The organism is Xanthobacter sp. DMC12, assembly GCF_056314105.1.
This window is the reverse complement of the sequence record NZ_JBQUYZ010000002.1, coordinates 470,650-486,781: the sequence shown is the minus strand read 5'-3', so window position 1 is coordinate 486,781 and position 16,132 is coordinate 470,650. Positions and strand designations below refer to the sequence as shown.

At 67.1% G+C, this 16,132-nt stretch carries 15 protein-coding genes; 7 read left to right on the top strand and 8 right to left on the bottom strand.

Annotation, left to right across the window (positions count from 1 at the left end):
* Positions 1 to 139: 139 nt before the first annotated feature.
* Together ACT535_RS10415 and ACT535_RS10410 are read right to left on the bottom strand one after the other, a co-directional pair.
* On the bottom strand, positions 140 to 799 hold the full coding sequence (locus ACT535_RS10415) for a DsbA family protein (protein WP_476325531.1): 660 nt from the start codon (positions 797 to 799) through the stop codon (positions 140 to 142).
* Positions 800 to 1,027: 228 nt separating this feature from the next.
* Positions 1,028 to 1,522, bottom strand: coding sequence for a DUF721 domain-containing protein (locus ACT535_RS10410; RefSeq protein ID WP_476364301.1), 495 nt, complete (start codon positions 1,520 to 1,522; stop codon positions 1,028 to 1,030).
* Positions 1,523 to 1,599: 77 nt separating this feature from the next.
* Between ACT535_RS10410 and mutY the strand changes: the two genes are divergently transcribed.
* Together mutY and ACT535_RS10400 are read left to right on the top strand one after the other, a co-directional pair.
* Entirely contained in the window at positions 1,600 to 2,700 is a 1,101-nt protein-coding gene (mutY, locus tag ACT535_RS10405) for an A/G-specific adenine glycosylase (RefSeq protein ID WP_476364711.1), read from the top strand.
* A gap of 98 nt (positions 2,701 to 2,798) precedes the next feature.
* Positions 2,799 to 3,584: an outer membrane protein gene (locus ACT535_RS10400; protein WP_476364300.1), complete on the top strand. Its 786-nt coding sequence runs from the start codon at positions 2,799 to 2,801 to the stop codon at positions 3,582 to 3,584.
* Between the two features lies 1 nt (position 3,585).
* Here the strand turns inward: ACT535_RS10400 and ACT535_RS10395 are convergent, their stop codons facing one another.
* Positions 3,586 to 4,794: a DNA methyltransferase gene (locus tag ACT535_RS10395; protein ID WP_476364299.1), complete on the bottom strand. Its 1,209-nt coding sequence runs from the start codon at positions 4,792 to 4,794 to the stop codon at positions 3,586 to 3,588.
* A gap of 187 nt (positions 4,795 to 4,981) precedes the next feature.
* Between ACT535_RS10395 and ACT535_RS10390 the strand changes: the two genes are divergently transcribed.
* Together ACT535_RS10390 and ACT535_RS10385 are read left to right on the top strand one after the other, a co-directional pair.
* Entirely contained in the window at positions 4,982 to 5,668 is a 687-nt protein-coding gene (locus ACT535_RS10390; RefSeq protein WP_476364298.1) for a S1 family peptidase, read from the top strand.
* The gene (locus tag ACT535_RS10385) at positions 5,661 to 6,098 is read left to right on the top strand and encodes a hypothetical protein (RefSeq protein WP_476364297.1); all 438 of its coding nucleotides are present in this window, start codon (positions 5,661 to 5,663) and stop codon (positions 6,096 to 6,098) included. The genes ACT535_RS10390 and ACT535_RS10385 overlap by 8 nt, the downstream gene beginning before the upstream one ends.
* A gap of 72 nt (positions 6,099 to 6,170) precedes the next feature.
* On the opposite strand, the gene ACT535_RS10380 is transcribed toward ACT535_RS10385, so the two are convergent.
* The 3 genes from ACT535_RS10380 to ACT535_RS10370 all read right to left on the bottom strand — a co-directional run bounded on the left by ACT535_RS10380 (position 6,171) and on the right by ACT535_RS10370 (position 9,216).
* Complete coding sequence (locus ACT535_RS10380; protein WP_476364296.1) at positions 6,171 to 6,860, bottom strand: hypothetical protein; 690 nt, start codon at positions 6,858 to 6,860, stop codon at positions 6,171 to 6,173.
* A complete protein-coding gene (locus ACT535_RS10375) occupies positions 6,857 to 7,981 on the bottom strand; it encodes an OpgC family protein (RefSeq protein WP_476364295.1) in 1,125 nt (374 codons plus the stop codon). Before ACT535_RS10375 ends, ACT535_RS10380 begins: the two co-directional genes overlap by 4 nt.
* Positions 7,982 to 8,202: 221 nt before the next feature.
* Entirely contained in the window at positions 8,203 to 9,216 is a 1,014-nt protein-coding gene (locus ACT535_RS10370; RefSeq protein WP_476364710.1) for an NAD(P)-dependent oxidoreductase, read from the bottom strand.
* 18 nt (positions 9,217 to 9,234) lie between these two features.
* Here ACT535_RS10370 and ACT535_RS10365 point away from each other — a divergent pair, with 18 nt between their 5' ends.
* Together ACT535_RS10365 and ACT535_RS10360 are read left to right on the top strand one after the other, a co-directional pair.
* The gene (locus tag ACT535_RS10365) at positions 9,235 to 10,332 is read left to right on the top strand and encodes a LacI family DNA-binding transcriptional regulator (RefSeq protein WP_476364294.1); all 1,098 of its coding nucleotides are present in this window, start codon (positions 9,235 to 9,237) and stop codon (positions 10,330 to 10,332) included.
* Entirely contained in the window at positions 10,329 to 11,135 is an 807-nt protein-coding gene (locus ACT535_RS10360; RefSeq protein WP_476364293.1) for a TrmH family RNA methyltransferase, read from the top strand. Before ACT535_RS10365 ends, ACT535_RS10360 begins: the two co-directional genes overlap by 4 nt.
* Before the next feature lie 15 nt (positions 11,136 to 11,150).
* Here the strand turns inward: ACT535_RS10360 and ACT535_RS10355 are convergent, their stop codons facing one another.
* The gene (locus ACT535_RS10355) at positions 11,151 to 13,094 is read right to left on the bottom strand and encodes a sigma-54-dependent Fis family transcriptional regulator (protein ID WP_476364292.1); all 1,944 of its coding nucleotides are present in this window, start codon (positions 13,092 to 13,094) and stop codon (positions 11,151 to 11,153) included.
* A 273-nt stretch (positions 13,095 to 13,367) separates the two neighbouring features.
* Here ACT535_RS10355 and adh point away from each other — a divergent pair, with 273 nt between their 5' ends.
* Entirely contained in the window at positions 13,368 to 14,888 is a 1,521-nt protein-coding gene (gene adh, locus ACT535_RS10350; RefSeq protein WP_168458384.1) for an aldehyde dehydrogenase, read from the top strand.
* A gap of 476 nt (positions 14,889 to 15,364) precedes the next feature.
* Here the strand turns inward: adh and ACT535_RS10345 are convergent, their stop codons facing one another.
* On the bottom strand, positions 15,365 to 16,114 hold the full coding sequence (locus tag ACT535_RS10345; protein WP_476364291.1) for a YkgJ family cysteine cluster protein: 750 nt from the start codon (positions 16,112 to 16,114) through the stop codon (positions 15,365 to 15,367).
* Positions 16,115 to 16,132: the final 18 nt, after the last annotated feature.

The window sequence follows — 16,132 nt, the reverse complement described above, 5'->3', positions numbered from 1 at the left end:
GAGCGTGAGCAACGAGAAAGCCCGCGCGGCACTTGAGCGAAGGCAACGAGAAAGCCCGCGCGGCGCCTGAGCGAAAGCAATCCAGAATCAAAAAGGGCCGGCGTGGTGCGCCGGCCCTTGAAGATAACGGTGGCTCGCCTCACTTGCCGGCGAGCAGCGGCGCCAGTTCCTTGTCCCATTCGGCGATGCCGAGGGCGCCGGAGACCTTCTTGCCGTTGATGAAGAAGGTGGGAGTCGCGCTCACGCCCAGCTCCTTGTTGGCGTAGAGGGCGCTTTCCTGCACCTTCTCGCCGAGCTGCTGGTCGGTGAGGCACTTCTCGAAATCGGCCTGGCTCATGCCGGCCTGCTTGGCGACGGCGAGGAGGCCGGCGGCGGGGTCGGTGCTGTAGGCCCAGGTCTTCTGCGTCTCGAACAGGGTCGAGACCATGGGGAAGTACTTATCTTCGGGCACGCAGCGGGCGAGCATGAAGGCGGCGGTGGCCACCGGCTCGAACGGGAACTCGCGGAAGATGAAGCGCACCTTGCCGGTGTCGATGTACTTTTTCTTCAGCTCGGGGAAGGTGCCGGTGTGGAAGGCCGCGCAATGGCTGCAGGTCATCGAGGCATATTCGATGACGGTGACCGGCGCGGTGGCGCTGCCCAGCGCCTTCTCAGGCAGCGGGCTCGCGGCGGGCGCGATCAGCTTGGCCTGCTCCACCGTCTGGGCCGCGGCCGGATCGAAGGAGAGCGGCAGGCCGAGACCAGCCGCCAGCGCGGCGAGGCCTGCTCCAACCAGGAAACGGCGGCGATCGACAATCATGGACATCTCCGAATGGTCCGGCGGCTGGCGACCGGGCTTCCCGGTCTTGGCCGCATCGCCGGTTCCGTAGGGGCATCAGGACGGGAAACAGGGTCAGGTCCGGCGCGGCGACGCCGATCCTGCGCAAAAGCCTTGGGGCTCTATCATGTCGCCCTTATGGCGGGAAAGGCCCGCGCCTCCCCGCGCCGATAACGGACGGGTGAACGCCAGCCGTCTGGCATCCGCGCCTCAGCCGCCGCGCTGCTCGCGCCGCACCAGCGCACCGAGCTTTGCAAGCGACTCGGCCAGCGCTTCGTCCTCGAAGGTGCCGATCTCGTGTCGCACGGCGGCGATGGTGGCCTTGTCGGGCTTCGGCGGCACCGGCGGCGGCGCTTGGCGCTGGGGCACCGGGCCCTGCCGAAGCATCAGGCGGCCGACGCAGCGCCAGCCGAAATAGGCGTTGATTCGCTCCACCACGATGCCGGCGGCATATTGCAGCTCGATGGCATAGGCGCCTTCCACCCGCACCACGAGGGTCGCCGCCGCCCCCTCCTCCCGCGGCCATTGCAGCTTGAGGGGGATGCAGCGGGGCGCGAGGTCCGGGCCGACGATCTCGTCCCAATGGGTCACCACCTCCACCACCGAGAAGCCGGCACGGCCGCACAGGTCGCTGATCCCCGGCGCCACGAAATCGGCGAGGGGGCGCGGGCCACGGTAGCGACGGGTGAAGTTCGAGGTGTTCAAGGCGTTTCCGGTACACGAAGGAAAGAGGGGTGGGCGAGGCTCTTGCCCCGGCACGCGGGCGCGGCCACCTTGGCCGCATGACATCCTCCCCCGCCGCACGCGCGGCCGCAAGCGGTGCCGGAAAACCCGGCGCCAAACCCGGCACGCCTGCCCCCGCCGCGCTCCTCGCCTGGTACGACCGCCACCGCCGCCGCCTGCCCTGGCGCGCCGAGCCGGGCCGGACGGCGGACCCCTACCACGTCTTCCTCTCCGAGATCATGCTCCAGCAGACCACGGTGAAGGCGGTGGGGCCGTATTTCACCGGCTTCCTCGCCCGCTGGCCCACGGTCTCCCACCTCGCGGCGGCGCCGCTGGAAGAGGTGCTCTCCGCCTGGGCGGGGCTCGGCTACTACGCCCGCGCCCGCAATCTCCACGCCTGCGCGCAGGCGGTGGTGGCGCGCCATGGCGGGCGCTTCCCGGACGACGAGGCGGCCCTGCTCGCTTTGCCCGGCATCGGCCCCTACACGGCGGCGGCCATCGCCGCCATCGCCTTCGACCTCAAGGCGAGCCCGGTGGACGGCAATATCGAGCGCGTCGTCTCCCGCCTCTATCGGGTGGCCGAGCCCTTGCCCGGCGCGAAGCCCCGCATCAAGGCGCTGGCCGCGGCGCTGACGCCCGCGCAGCGCCCCGGCGATTTCGCGCAGGCGATGATGGACCTCGGCGCCACCATCTGCACGCCGCGCTCGCCCGCCTGTTCGCTCTGCCCCTGGATGGAGCCGTGCGAGGCGCGGGCGGCGGGGGATGCGGCGCTCTATCCGGTGAAGGCGCCCAAGGGAGACAAGCCGAGGCGGGAGGGCGTCGCCTTCCTCGCCGTGCGGGCGGATGGCGCGGTTCTGCTGCGTACCCGGCCGGACAAGGGCCTTCTGGCGAAGATGACGGAAGTGCCCTCCACCCCGTGGGGACCCAAACCGGACACACCCGAGGCCCACGCGCCGCTCAAGGCGCGCTGGCGTCCGCTGCCCGGCGCGGTGGAACACGTCTTCACCCATTTCGCGCTGACGCTGAAGGTGCTGCGCGCCGACCTCCCCGCAACGGCACCCGCCCCCGAGGGGCACCGCTGGGTGACACCGGACGGGTTCGATGCGGAGGCGCTCCCCTCGGTCATGCGCAAGGTGCTCGCGCATCTCGACGATCGATGAGATGCGGTCCCTAGACGGTCCTTGCATCGGGCGCCCCGAGCCTCGTAAAGCTAAGCCTGCGCTGGGAGACTCGGGGGCGGGAGATGCGGGGGCGGGAGATGCGGTTCGGACTGGCCGTTGCGGCCGTAGTGGCAACATGCGCACCGGTGTGGGCGGCGGATCTCGCGGTGAAGGCGCCTGTGCCCGCCGCCGCCGCGCCGATGTCCTGGCAGGGCTTCTATGCCGGTGTGACCGCCGGCGCGGTGATTGATGCCTCCAGCGTCACGCCTCAGCTCGGCGGCGCCTTCCTGCAGTCCGATCCCGTGCTGCATGCGCTCCAGTATGAGACGGCACTGGGGGACTCCTCCGCCGGCTTCAGCGCCGGGGCGACCATCGGCTACAATTGGCAGTGGAACGCGGTGGTGGCCGGCCTCGAGGCTGACTTCGCCTATGCCGACCGGAGCCAGGCCGGGAGCGAAATCCTCCCCTCGCTGGTCAATCCCGGCCAGTTCATCGTCAAGGACTATGCGCTGACCGGCGAGTGGTTCGGCACGCTGCGGGCGCGGCTCGGCTATGCGGTCGGGGCCACGCTGCTCTACGCCACCGGCGGCTTCGCGGTCGGCAATGCGGGCAGCAGCCTTTTCATCGGCGGCGCCAACGGCGCGCAATATGCCTGGGCGGGTTCATCCTCCTCCACCCGCTGGGGCTGGACCGTGGGCGGCGGCGCGGAGACGCGCATCGACGCCCATTGGTCGGTGAAGGCGGAATATCTCTATGTGGACCTTGGCAGCAGCACCTTCCCGCTTGCCAACAGCCCGGCCAACCCGGTGCCGGACTTCGTCATCGCCGCATCGTCGGACTACGCCTTCAACGTGGTGCGCGCGGGCGTAAACTACCGCTTCTGAGCTATTCGGCGGCGATGCCCATCTCCGCCCGCAGGCGGGCGCGCAGGATGTCGATGGGGTGGCGGCGGCCTTCCTCTTCCACGTGCCAGAAGGTCCAGCCGTTGCAGGCCTCCGCCCCCTGGGCGAGGGCGCCGACGCGATGGATGGAGCCCACGTTCGGGCTGTCGGCCAGCGAAATGGTGCCATCCGCCCGCACCACGGCGCGGAAGCGGCCCTTGGCATCGGTGAGTTCGGCCCCCGGCGTGACGAACCCGCGCTCCACCAGCGCCGAGAAGGCGACGCGCGGGGCCTCTCGCGCGCTCGGGGGGGCGACCAGGGCCTCTTCCGCCAGCGGCTCCACGGCATCGATGCGCGCGCGCGCCGCTTCGGCATAGGTCTCTTCGCGCTCGATGCCGATGAAGGACCGGCGCAGGCGCTTGGCCACCGCCCCCGTGGTGCCGGAGCCGAAGAAGGGATCGAGCACCACGTCGCCGGGCTTGGTGGAGGAGAGCAGCACGCGGGCGAGCAGCGCCTCGGGCTTCTGGGTGGGGTGGAGCTTGCGGCCCTTCTCGTCCTTCAGCCGCTCCTGCCCGGTGCAGAGCGGGAAGAGCCAGTCGGAGCGCACCTGCACATCCTCGTTGCCGGCTTTGAGCGCCTCGTAATTGAAGGTGTATTTCGACTCCGCGCTGCGGGCGGCCCAGATCAGGGTCTCGTGCGCATTGGTGAAGCGCCGGCCCCGGAAGTTGGGCATGGGGTTCGCCTTGCGCCACACGATGTCGTTGAGGATCCAGAAGCCCAGATCCTGCATCAGCGCGCCGACGCGGAAGATGTTGTGATAGGAGCCGATGACGAACATCGTGCCGTTCGGCTTCAGCGCCCGCCGCGCGGCCAAAAGCCAGGCGCGGGTGAAGGCATCATAGGCCGCGAAGCTCTCGAACTGGTCCCAATGGTCGTCCACCGCGTCCACGCGGCTTTCATCCGGCCTCTTCAGCTCGCCGCCGAGCTGGAGGTTGTAGGGCGGATCGGCAAAGACGAGATCCACCGAGCCGGCAGGCAAGGCCGCCATGCGGGCGATGGTGTCGCCGATCAGGATTTCATTGAGGGGGAGAGCGTGCTCCCGAGCCGCTCCCCGAGGTGCGGCCGGTGGGGCCGCCAAGGGGGCGATTGCGGGATACTCCGGACGACATTGACGCGCCGTCCGCCCGGCCGCCCCCTTGGCCACACTACGCATGACGCAACCCTACGCAACGCTTACTCACGAGCCTGAGGATGGCGGCAATGGGTTAAGGGCGGGTGAAGGGAAAACCTCCTGATTATTATGTCCTCACTCCAAATTGGCGACTGTGAAGCCCAGAGCCGTTGAACGGAAAATTGCATCGTGCATAATCAGGAGATCAACCCTTGGTTGGGGGACGTCGATGCTAAGAGCCGTCGCACGGAAGTATGCTGGCCTGAATCTTATGGTTCTGAAGTATTCTGATGCGGATAAGACTTGTCAGTTTTTAGGAAGCGGCTTTCTTTGCGACAATAGCGGCTACGTCCTGACATCAGCCCATATTTTAAATCCCCTTGATACGCTCATGGTTCTACCGATAAAGAACGCCAATCAATATCAAGAGCGTACAGTACCTATAATAAATCCAATTCGAATGAAATTATTGAGATTCGAACCAATTCAAGATTTAGCTTTATTGGCCCCGGTTGAGTCCGTTACGTGCAATGTACCACCCGACATATTAGGCGACGAGGCGGACTGCTTAGTCGGCTCAACCGTTGCGTATATGGGCTTCCCATTTGCAGATAGAGGCCTTCATACATTAAAAATATCGCATTCAACAATATGCGGAAAAAGCCGATCGGACACTGGGGTCGATCAAATTCACTTTGACGCATATGTTCATGAGGGAAACAGCGGAGGCCCCGTAATTAATGCACTTTCGGGCCGGATTATTGGGATCGTTTCCGGTCGATTTAATCCAACCGCAGCTTCCGGCGTCGAAATGATACTTGGCGGTCAGAGCATTGGGACTGAAAGCACAATTGCATTTGCGACTCATATATCTTATGCAAAAAACATTCTAAAAATGGAGGGCATTAATGGATGAACTTCTTGAAGAACTTGATTTGAAAAAAGTAAACTATTTGTCGGATTACCAAATTTTAATAGTTTCTAAAGCACTCGAATGCCATATTGACAATTCAGAATTCGACAAACTTGGATTGATGATTACTGGAGAGAATAAAGATGTCGGCTTTATTTATCAGACTGGCTCTAAATTTGAGCGATCTCAAAATTGTTGGGACGCAATAAAATCAGAGGTGTACAAGTGTTTTTGTACTGAATCCGAAGTTTACGCCGACATCAAGGATAAAGCTGGAAAAAGTTTTCCTGCTTTGGTATCTGCACTATCAGCTCACATTGCGACAATATTTAGCATTGGCGCTGGGGTGGTGGTGGGAGCCGTAGCTATCGCGGTTATAGCCGTTCTTCGCATTGGAAAAAATGCATGGTGCAATTTAAACAAAAATGAATAATTTCAATATCTTCGACATGCAGTAAAAAGTATATGCCATTTTTATTTATTACATAAATGTATATTCCGATTATTATCGCGTCACGGCCTTCACGATGGCCTCCGCGACAAGCTCCGACATGCACGCCCGGCCCTCGGCGGGGGAGCGGGCGGAGGACTGGAGATAGGACGTGGCGCCGTATTGCTGCACCACGTTCATGCGCTCTTTGTCCGACACCGCGTCGATCTGCTTCACGATGCGGCCGTAGAGGTGTTCGTGGTCCACGCCCGGCACGAAGGGCGGATCGATGAGCACGAGGTCGATGTTGCGCCCGCGCAGCCAGTCGGCGGCCTGCTCCAGCGTGTGGGCGAAGCTTTCGGGATCGGTGGCGGCGAGCGCGTCGGCCGTGCCCACCTGCCAGATGATGAGGTCCGGCGCCACCCGCTCCACGGCCGAGCGGATGCGGCTGAAATCATCCCGGGCGAGGCCCTGCGTGAAGCCCTCGTCGATGATGGTGAAGGTGATGTTCGGCAGGCGGTTGCTCAGCTCCGTCTCGAGCCGGCTGCGCTTTTTCTCAGAGAGCGCCTGCCGGTCGGGCTGGGGGCCGATCATGAGGATGCGCACGGGCGCGGAGCGGTCTACCAGCCGCTCGGTGCGGGACAGATCGCTGTCAAAGGCGAGGAAGATGTCCGGGACACGGCACGCGTTGGAGATGGTTGCCCCGGCCGTCAGCGGGCACAGCATCAGCCATGCGGCGAGAAGAGCGCCGGCCGCGCGCTTCACGGACGGGGCGCGAACGCCGCGGCCGGAGAAGCCGGAGCCGGCGCCGCCTGCCGGGCGGGGGCGCGATCGCGGCGCTGCCATTCGAGTGCCCATGCGAGGGACCACTGGAGCGAGAAACCTGCGGCAATGATTAGCAAATCCACGCTCAACGCGCCATCGGCGAGGGGGCGCACCACCTGCGCGCCGAGGCTGAGCACGGTGCCGAGGCAGAACACCGGCAGCGCATGGCGGCCCATGAGGATCAGCGGCGCCGCCGACGGGCTCGTCTTCAGCCACGCCTCCAGCGGCAGGCGCGACACGCAATAGGCCAGCGCCAGCACATGCAGCAGGCGCGGCAAAGCGAGGTTGGTCTTGTCGAAATCCCACAGGAAGGGCGGCACGGGGGAGAGATCCGGCGTTACCGGATAGCCGAGCACCGCCCACACCAGTGCGACAAGCAGATAGAGGGGCGCGGCGACGTCCAGTACCCGGTGGGCGGCCGAGCGTAACCCCCGGTCCATCAGCGCGCCGATGACGAGGCCGCAGGTGAACAGGAGCTGCCACGCCAGCGGATTGAAGAACCAGCCGCCCGGCCCGGGCCACACCGGCAAGGCGAGGTCGGCGATCTGGGTGACGAGATAGAGCGTGAGCGAGGCCACAAGGGCAAGGCCCAGGCTGCGCCGCGCCAGCAGCAGCAGGATCGGCGCCAGCAGCAGAAGCCCCACATAGAGCGGCAGGATGTTGAGATAGCCCGGCTGGTAGGTAAGCAACCCGATACCGACCAGCGATTCCAGCGGATATTGCGGGATGATGTCGAGATGCATCCATTCGAGCATGCGCTCGTCGCCGGTGAGCACCACGAAGCCGCCCACCACCACCACCGACATCACCACCAGCACGAGGTGGGCGGCATAGAGCGTGAAGGCGCGCATCCACACCCGCGCCGTGGTGCGCACGCGCTCGCCGGCGGAGAAGGGACGCAGATAGGCGAAGGCCGCGGAGATGCCGGCAAGGAAGACGAACAGCTCGGCCGCGTCCGAAAAGCCGAAATTGCGATAGGTGAAGCCGCCGAGGACGTGGCCGGGAATATGGTTGATGAAGATCGTCAGCAGGGCGAAGCCCCGCCAGAAATCGATGCTCACCAATCGTTGCCCGGTCTGCGACACGTCTGCCAGCCTCCCGTTCCCATTGCCTGCCGGCCCTCCTCGGCAGGGGGCGCGATGTGGCGGCAAATGCTTTCGGGGCCGGAAGGTTCCGCCTCGCCCGTGAGTCATTGCGCCGCACGTCATGCCGGGGAAGGCTGGCGCGCGGCGGTGTCGGAAGTGTGAATCCCGGCCGGGAGGACGGTAAATTGCGGTAACGGCTACTCCGCCGCCGCCTTCAGCTCGAGCACGGTGGGCAGCCCGTTCATCTGCGCCAGCACGTCGGTAATCTGCGGCACGTTCTTGCCCCCGTTGCCGAGGCCCTCGGCGGCGGCATAAAGGTTCTTCACCGTGGCGCTGATGAAGGCGGACGCGCCGGTGTTGGTGGCGAGATTCGTCACATAGCGCATGTCCTTGTGGGCATTGGCGATGGTGAATCGGTGGGCGTTCACGTTCGCCTCCAGCACATAGCCCATGAAGGTCTGGTAGAAGCCGCAATCCATGCGCGAGCCGCGAATCACGCTGTCGAACACCTCCGCCGTGACCCCCACCTTGCCGGCGATGGCCAGCGCCTCGGCATAGATGGCGCCGTAGCCCAGCGACAGGAAGTTGTTGAGCAGCTTCATGGTGTGCCCGGCTCCCGGCGCGCCAACCCGCACGATGCGGCTGGCGAAGGCCGCCACCACCGGCTCGATCACCGCGAAGGCCGCGTCGTCCGCCCCCACCATGGCCGAAAGCGCGCCCTCCTCCGCCTGGATGGGCGTGCCGCCCAAGGGCGCGTCGCAGAGGAAGATGCCATCCTGCGCCAGCTTCTCCGCCAGCGCCATGGTCAGCGTCGGCTCGGAGGTGGAGGTGTCGATGATGTGGAGGCCGGCCTTGGCGGCCTTCAGGATGCCGTTCTCGCCGTTCAGCACCTCGTCCACCTGGGGCGCGCCGGTGACGCAGAGCACGATCACGTCGCACTGCGCCGCCATCTCGGCCGGCGTCTTCACCTCGGTGGCGCCGCGGGAGACCAGATCCTCCACCGGAGCCCGGTTGCGGTGGCCCATCACGGCGAGGGGAAAGCCCTTCGCGAGGATGTTCTTGGCCATGCCGTGGCCCATGAGGCCGACCCCGATGAATCCAACCCGCGTACCCGCCATGGCGTCCTCCCGATTCGTATCGTCGCAGCTGTCGTTGCCGTTATCGTTAAATCGTTTAGCATGGCGGAAAGGACGGCGCGAGACGCGACAGATCCGCTATAGGGATGGCCCATGGACGAGACGATTCCTCCTCCGCCGGGTGATGCCCCGGCCGGTGCCGCTCCGGCCGGCGTTCCCATTGGCAAGGTGACGCTCCAGGGCCTCGCCCGGGAGCTGGGCCTGTCCACGGCCACCATCTCGCTGGCCCTGCGCGACAGCCCCATGGTCGCCGAGGCGACGCGCCTGAAGGTGCAGGAGGCGGCGCGGGCGCGCGGCTATGTGGCGAACCGCGGCGCTGCCGCCTTGCGCACGGCGCGCACCAACATCGTCGCCCTCGGCCTGCATGACATCGTGAACCCCTCCTTCACCGAGCTTCTGGCGGCGGTGGAGGATGCCCTCTCCGAGGCCGGCAAGACCGTGCTTCTGGGCGTGAGCCAGGAAGACGTGGCGCGCCAGACCCGCACGCTGGGCACGCTGGCCGAATATCGCCCCGATGCCTTTCTCGTCTCGCCGGCCGCCCATTCGCGGGTGGAGGATCTGAAAGCGCTCGCCTCCACCGGCATCGCCGTGGTGCAGGTAACGCGCGAGATCGAGGGCTCCGGCTTCGATTTCGCGGGCTCCGACGACGTGACCGGCGTGGCACTCGGCGTGGCGCATCTCGTGGCGCTGGGGCACCGGCGTATCGGCATGATCGGCGGCTTCGGCGCCATCTCCACGGGTCGCAAGCGCTTCGCCGGATACAAGGCGGGCCTTGCCGCAGCCGGCATCCCGCTCGATCCGGCGCTGGTGATGGAAGGGCCGGGCCTCCGCGCGGAAGGCCGCAAGGCCATGGCGCGCCTGCTCGCGCTGGAGGAGCCGCCCACCGCCGCCGTGTGCTTCAACGATCTCTCCGCGTTCGGCGCGCTGATGGAATTGCAGGCGGCGGGCCTTCTCGCGGGCCGCGATTTCTCCCTTGTCGGCTATGACGACATCGAGGAGGCGCGGGTCTGGTACCCGCCGCTCACCACCGTGCACACCTTCATTCCCGAGTATGGCCGCGCCGCCGCGACGCTGGCCTTGAAGCGCATCGCCGATCCCGGCCGGCCGGTGGAGCGGGCGGAGATGAAGCCGGAACTGGTGGTGCGCGCCAGCACCTGCGCGCCCGTGCCGGTGAAGCGCCGGCCCCTATGATCGTTCCGGTATCCGAGGCCGACGATCCCCGCATCGCCGGCTTCCGCGAGGTGCGCGAGCGCGATCTGGTGGGGCGGCAGGGCGGCTTCATGGCCGAGGGCGAGGTGGTCCTGCGGCTGCTCGCCGGCCGGTTGGGCACGCGCGGCGGGCATCGGCTCACCTCCGTCCTGCTGTCGCAGGCGCAGGCGGAGCGGCTTTCCGACCTCATCGCGGCGTTGCCGGAAGACCTGCCCGTCCATGTGGCGCCGCAGGGGGTGATGGATGCCATCGTCGGCTTTCCCATCCATCGCGGCATCCTCGCGCTGGGGGCGGCGCGGCCGCTGCCGGACGTGGGCGCTCTGCTCGATGGCCTCGGTCCGCGGGCGCTGGTGGTGGCCGCCCTCGGCCTCACCAATCACGACAATATGGGCGGCATCTTCCGCAACGCCGCCGCCTTCGGCGCCGATGCGGTGATTCTCGATGAGGCCTCCTGCGATCCGCTCTACCGCAAGGCGATCCGCGTCTCCGTGGGGGCGAGCCTCGTGGTGCCGTTCGCGCGGGTGCGGGATGCGGGCGTGCTCATAGAACTGCTTTCCGAGCGGGGTTTCGAGGCCGTGGCGCTGTCGCCGTCCGGGCGGGAAACCCTCTCCCGCCTTGTCCCCCCGCCGCGCGTCGCCGCTTTGTTCGGCACCGAGGGGCCTGGCCTTCCAGCGGACGTGATGGCGCGGGTGCGCACGGTGGCCATCCCCATGGCGGCGGACTTCGACAGCCTCAACGTCGCGACCACGTCGGGGATCGTCCTGCACCATCTGGCGGGGGTGTGAACCCGCCTGCGCCCCTCAATGCCCGCGGGAGGCGAGGTGGCGGTGCAGCGTCGAGCGGTGGATGCCGAGGCGGCGGGCGGCGCGGGAAATGTTGCCGTCGCATTCCTTGAGCGCCGCATCCATGGCGGCGCGGGTGACGCTGCCGAGGTCGCCGGGGAGGGCCGCCGCATCCCCTGCATTGGGGGCGGCAAAGGGATCTGAACCCGCATGGCCCATGGGCGGCACCGCACCACGCAGATCGCTTGTTCGCACGTCGGCCGGCAGCGCCTCCGGCCCCACCGTCTCGCCCGGCTCGGCCAAAGCGAGCAGCACCTTGAGCACGCCGGTGAGCTGGCGGAAGTTGCCCGGCCACGTATGCCGCGCCAGCACCTCCCGGCACTCCGGCGCCAACAACGGCGCGTCCGCCCCCGGCCCCGCCATCTCGCGCCACAGCCGCTCCACCAGTGCCTCCCGGTCGGCGAGGCTGCGCAGCGGCGGCAGGGTCACGGTGTATTGGGCGATGCGGAAATAGAGGTCGGCGCGGAAGCTGCCCTGCTCCACCAGCATCTTCAGATCGCGGTGGGAGGCGCAGACGAGGGCGAAATCCACCTTCACCGCCTTGCCGCCGCCGAGCGGCGTCACCTCCCGCTCCTGCAGCACGCGCAGCAGGCGGCTCTGCAGGCCGAGCGGCATGTCGCCGATCTCATCGAGGAACAGCACGCCGCCGTCCGCCTCGCGGAACAGGCCCTTGAAGCCGGCGCGCCGGGCGCCGGTGAAGGCGCCGTCCTCGTAGCCGAACAGTTCGGATTCGATGAGCCCTTCCGGCAGCGCCGCGCAGTTCACCGCGGCGAAGGTGCGGTCCGCGCGCGGTCCACGTGCGTGGATCTGGCGGGCGAACACTTCCTTGCCGGAACCGGTCTCGCCCTGGATCAGCACGGGGACGCCGGCATTCATCAGCCGGATGGCGCGGCCCAGCGCCTGCTCGGTCTCGGCATCGAAGCGCGGGCCGGTGGGGGCCGCCGCCGGGCTCGGCGGGGGGACAGGCACCGGGGCGGCCCGCAGGGGCGCCGGCGCCTGCCGCTCCAGCCGCAGCATCACGGGGCCGTTGAGCGTGCGGGCGCGGCGGGCATCGCCCGGGCGGCCGAGACTGCCCTCGAACAGCTCGGAGAAGCGCCGCGCGCCCAAGGCGTCCCAGCCGAGGCCGAGCAGCGCGAGGGCCGGGCGGTTCGCGGCGACGAGGCGGTGATCCTCGAACACCAGCACGCCCTCGCGTGCGGTACCGAGGAATGAGGGATCGGCGTGGAAGCGCACCACGTCCCGGCCGGGGAAGGCGCCCTCGAACATGCGGTGCTCCACCTGCCCCACCGCCAGCTCCACCAGCGCCAGCGCATGGAGATGCGGCACCGCCGAAGGACCGGAAAGGTCGAGCAGGCCCACCAGTTCGCCGAATGGGTCGTGGATGGGCGCGGCGGCGCAGGTGAGGATGCCGTGCGGCTCGGCATAATGCTCGGCGCCGCGCACCTCGATGCCGCGGCGCTCGATGAGCGCCGTGCCGATGGCATTGGTGCCGCTGTCCGCCTCGCTCCAGCTCACGCCCGGGCGCAGGGCCACCTGCGCGGCGCGGTCGGCGAAATCGGCGCTGCCCACGGTGTCAAGCACGAGGCCGGCGGGATCGGTGAGGATGACGATGCCGCCCGCCGCGCTGGCGCTGAGATGCAGCGCCTCCAGCTCCGGCCGGCAGCGACGGCGCAGGGCCTCGTAGCGTTCGCGGCGGACGGAGAGTTCGCCTTGCGTCAGCGGCTCGGCCTTCAGCCGGCCGCCCACGGGCAGGCCGCGCTCGGCGCAGCGGGTCCAGGACCGGATGATGGGAAGCGCAAGCGCCTGCTCCGCCCCGGGCGCGCCGGAAAAGAACCGGCGGCGGGCGGTGAGCAGCTCGTCCGGCGGGGGCACCGGCGAGAGGGGCGGAAATGGCGCAGGCATTCGTCCCTCGGCTCGTCTCGCTTCCCTGACGCGACATTATCGGCGCCGACTGTCGCATTTTGCGACAGGTGTCGCGGCACCCTGTTCTTATGCGCGACAGTCTCGCACGACTATTCGGCGGCCGTAAAGTCGGGCTTCTGCGTAGGCCCGCGAGGTGCCGTTAAAATCAAGTTTTCACAGCATCTTCCCGCATCGCAAATAAAGGCGTGCGGCGCACATTCGAGAACTGGCACGACCGGTGCAAATCCTCCGGCACCATCACGGGAGGAAAAAATGAACAGCCCCGCCTTTCTTTCGAGCGCCCACACCTCGCCCTTCAAGCCCCGCTACGGCAACTTCATCGGCGGCACCTTCGTCGAGCCGGTGAACGGTCGCTACTTCGAGAACACCTCCCCCATCACCGGCAAGGTAATCTGCGAGGTTCCCCGCTCCGACGAGCACGACATCGAGCGCGCGCTGGACGCCGCCCACGCCGCCAAGAAGGCCTGGGGCCGCGCCTCCGCCGCCGACCGCGCGCTGGTGCTGCTCAAGATCGCCGATCGCCTGGAGGCCAACCTCGACCTCCTCGCCCGCGCCGAGACCTGGGACAACGGCAAGCCGATCCGCGAGACGACCCTGGCGGACATTCCGCTGGCCATCGACCATTTCCGCTATTTCGCCGCCTGCGTCCGCGCCCAGGAAGGCACGCTTGGCGAGATCGACCACGACACCATCGCCTATCACTATCATGAGCCCCTCGGCGTGGTGGGCCAGATCATCCCCTGGAACTTCCCCATCCTGATGGCCGCGTGGAAGCTCGCCCCGGCGCTCGCCGCCGGCAATTGCGTGGTGCTGAAGCCCGCCGAGCAGACCCCCGCCTCCATCCTCGTGCTCGCCGAGCTGATCGCCGACCTTCTGCCCCCCGGCGTGCTCAACATCGTCAACGGCTTCGGCCTTGAGGCCGGCAAGCCGCTGGCCTCCTCGCCGCGCATCTCCAAGATCGCCTTCACCGGCGAGACCGGCACCGGCCGGCTCATCATGGGCTACGCCGCGCAGAACCTCATTCCGGTGACGCTGGAGCTGGGCGGCAAGTCGCCGAACATCTTCTTCTCCGACGTGGCGGCCGAGGACGACGACTTCCTCGACAAGGCGGTGGAAGGCTTCGTCATGTTCGCCCTCAACCAGGGCGAAGTCTGCACCTGCCCGAGCCGCGCGCTGGTGCAGGAGAGCATGTTCGACAAGTTCATGGAGAAGGCGCTCGCCCGCGTCGCCGCCATCAAGCAGGGCTCGCCGCTCGATCCCTCCACCATGATCGGCGCGCAGGCCTCCTCCGAGCAGATGCACAAGATCCTGTCCTACATCGACATCGGTCGTGCGGAAGGCGCGCAGGTTCTGGCCGGCGGCGAGCGCAACGTGCTCACCGGCGAGCTGGCGGACGGCTTCTACGTGAAGCCCACCGTCTTCCTCGGCAAGAACAACATGCGCATCTTCCAGGAAGAGATCTTCGGCCCGGTGGTCTCCGTCACCACCTTCAAGGACGAGGAAGAGGCGCTCCACATCGCCAACGACACCCTCTTCGGCCTCGGCGCCGGCGTGTGGACCCGCGACGGCTCGCGCGCCTATCGCGTCGGCCGCTCGATCGAGGCGGGCCGCGTGTGGACCAACTGCTACCACGCCTACCCGGCCCACGCGGCCTTCGGCGGCTACAAGCAGTCCGGCATCGGTCGCGAGACCCACAAGATGATGCTCGACCACTACCAGCAGACCAAGAACCTCCTGGTCAGCTATTCGCCCAAGAAGCTCGGCTTCTTCTGATCGGCGATCCCGAGATCATTTCAACGCTCCCCGAAAACGTTGAAATGATCCGGCTTCTGTTGCGACGCGTTTTCTTCACGCGAACCGGTCTCCCCTTCGCTCGAAAACGCTCCAGACTTGCCCCCTCCCGGGGCTTCACCGGGGGTGGCCGTGGCCCCGCGCGCGTTAAGTTTCACCGTCCCATCGGCGCGCGCGGTGGCCTCAAACAGCGGCCATCCCCGGCTTTTCCTTTGCGTGAGTGACTAAAGAAAAACACGGAGGGCCGACAGCCATGCGCTTCGACCGCAGACCCGTTTCCCCCGGGTCTGCGGCGTCGGTGGGTGTGCGGCTGGTGTTTTTTGGTGTTGTTTTCGCTCAGACGCCGCGCGGGCTTTAGGCGTTGTTTTCGCTCAAGCGCCGCGCGGGCTTTAGGCGTTGCCTCGCTCAAGCGCCGCGCGGGCTTTAGGCGCTGCCTCCGCTCAGACGCCGCGCGGGCTTCAGGATTTCAGCCGGTCGAAGGTGCGGCCCATCTCTTCGCGGCTCACATGGGCGATGATGGCGGGGTCGAGCACGTCCTCGCCGGCGCGGAAAGCGCCCTCGGCATCCGGGTGGGCGAGCGCGATGCGCAGCGCGCCGAGGAGATCATAGAGCGCCCAGGGCTTGCCGGCATCGCGCAGGGCCGATTGCAGCGCCCCCTGCACCAGCGCACGCACGGTGCGGTGGTTCTCGGAGACCGGCACCTCGTCCGCCTCCCCCTCCAGCGCGGCGATGCAGGCCTCGGCATCGAACGAGACATGGCCGCGGCAGGCCAAAGGGCGCACCGGATAGATCACGCAGATGCCCTCGGCGAGGAAGGGGCATTCCCCACCCAGCGCCATGGTGCCGGACGTGGCGGCCGACGCCCCCTGCGCTGTGGCGAGGCGGGCGGGGAGATCGATGCCCACCTTGCGGAAGCCCTCGGACATGGCGCGGACATAGCGCGCCACCATCAGCACTTCCGGCATGGTCGCCGCTACCTGGATGCGGCAGCAGGTGCCGCAGCCCTTGTGGCAGGCGAGCGGCGGCAGATCCTTCGTCTGCTCCGTCACATTGTGCTCGTAGCTGGAGAAGGCCTGCATCCAGAGGCGGTCGACGATCTCGGCCGAGCCGGCGTGGGCCTCAAGCGTCGCGCCGAATGCGGCATGCTGGGCACGGAAGAAGGCGGCGGGGCCGTCGGACGCGGTCTCCGGCTCAGAAGCGATCGCCACGGCAAGCCTCCAAAAATG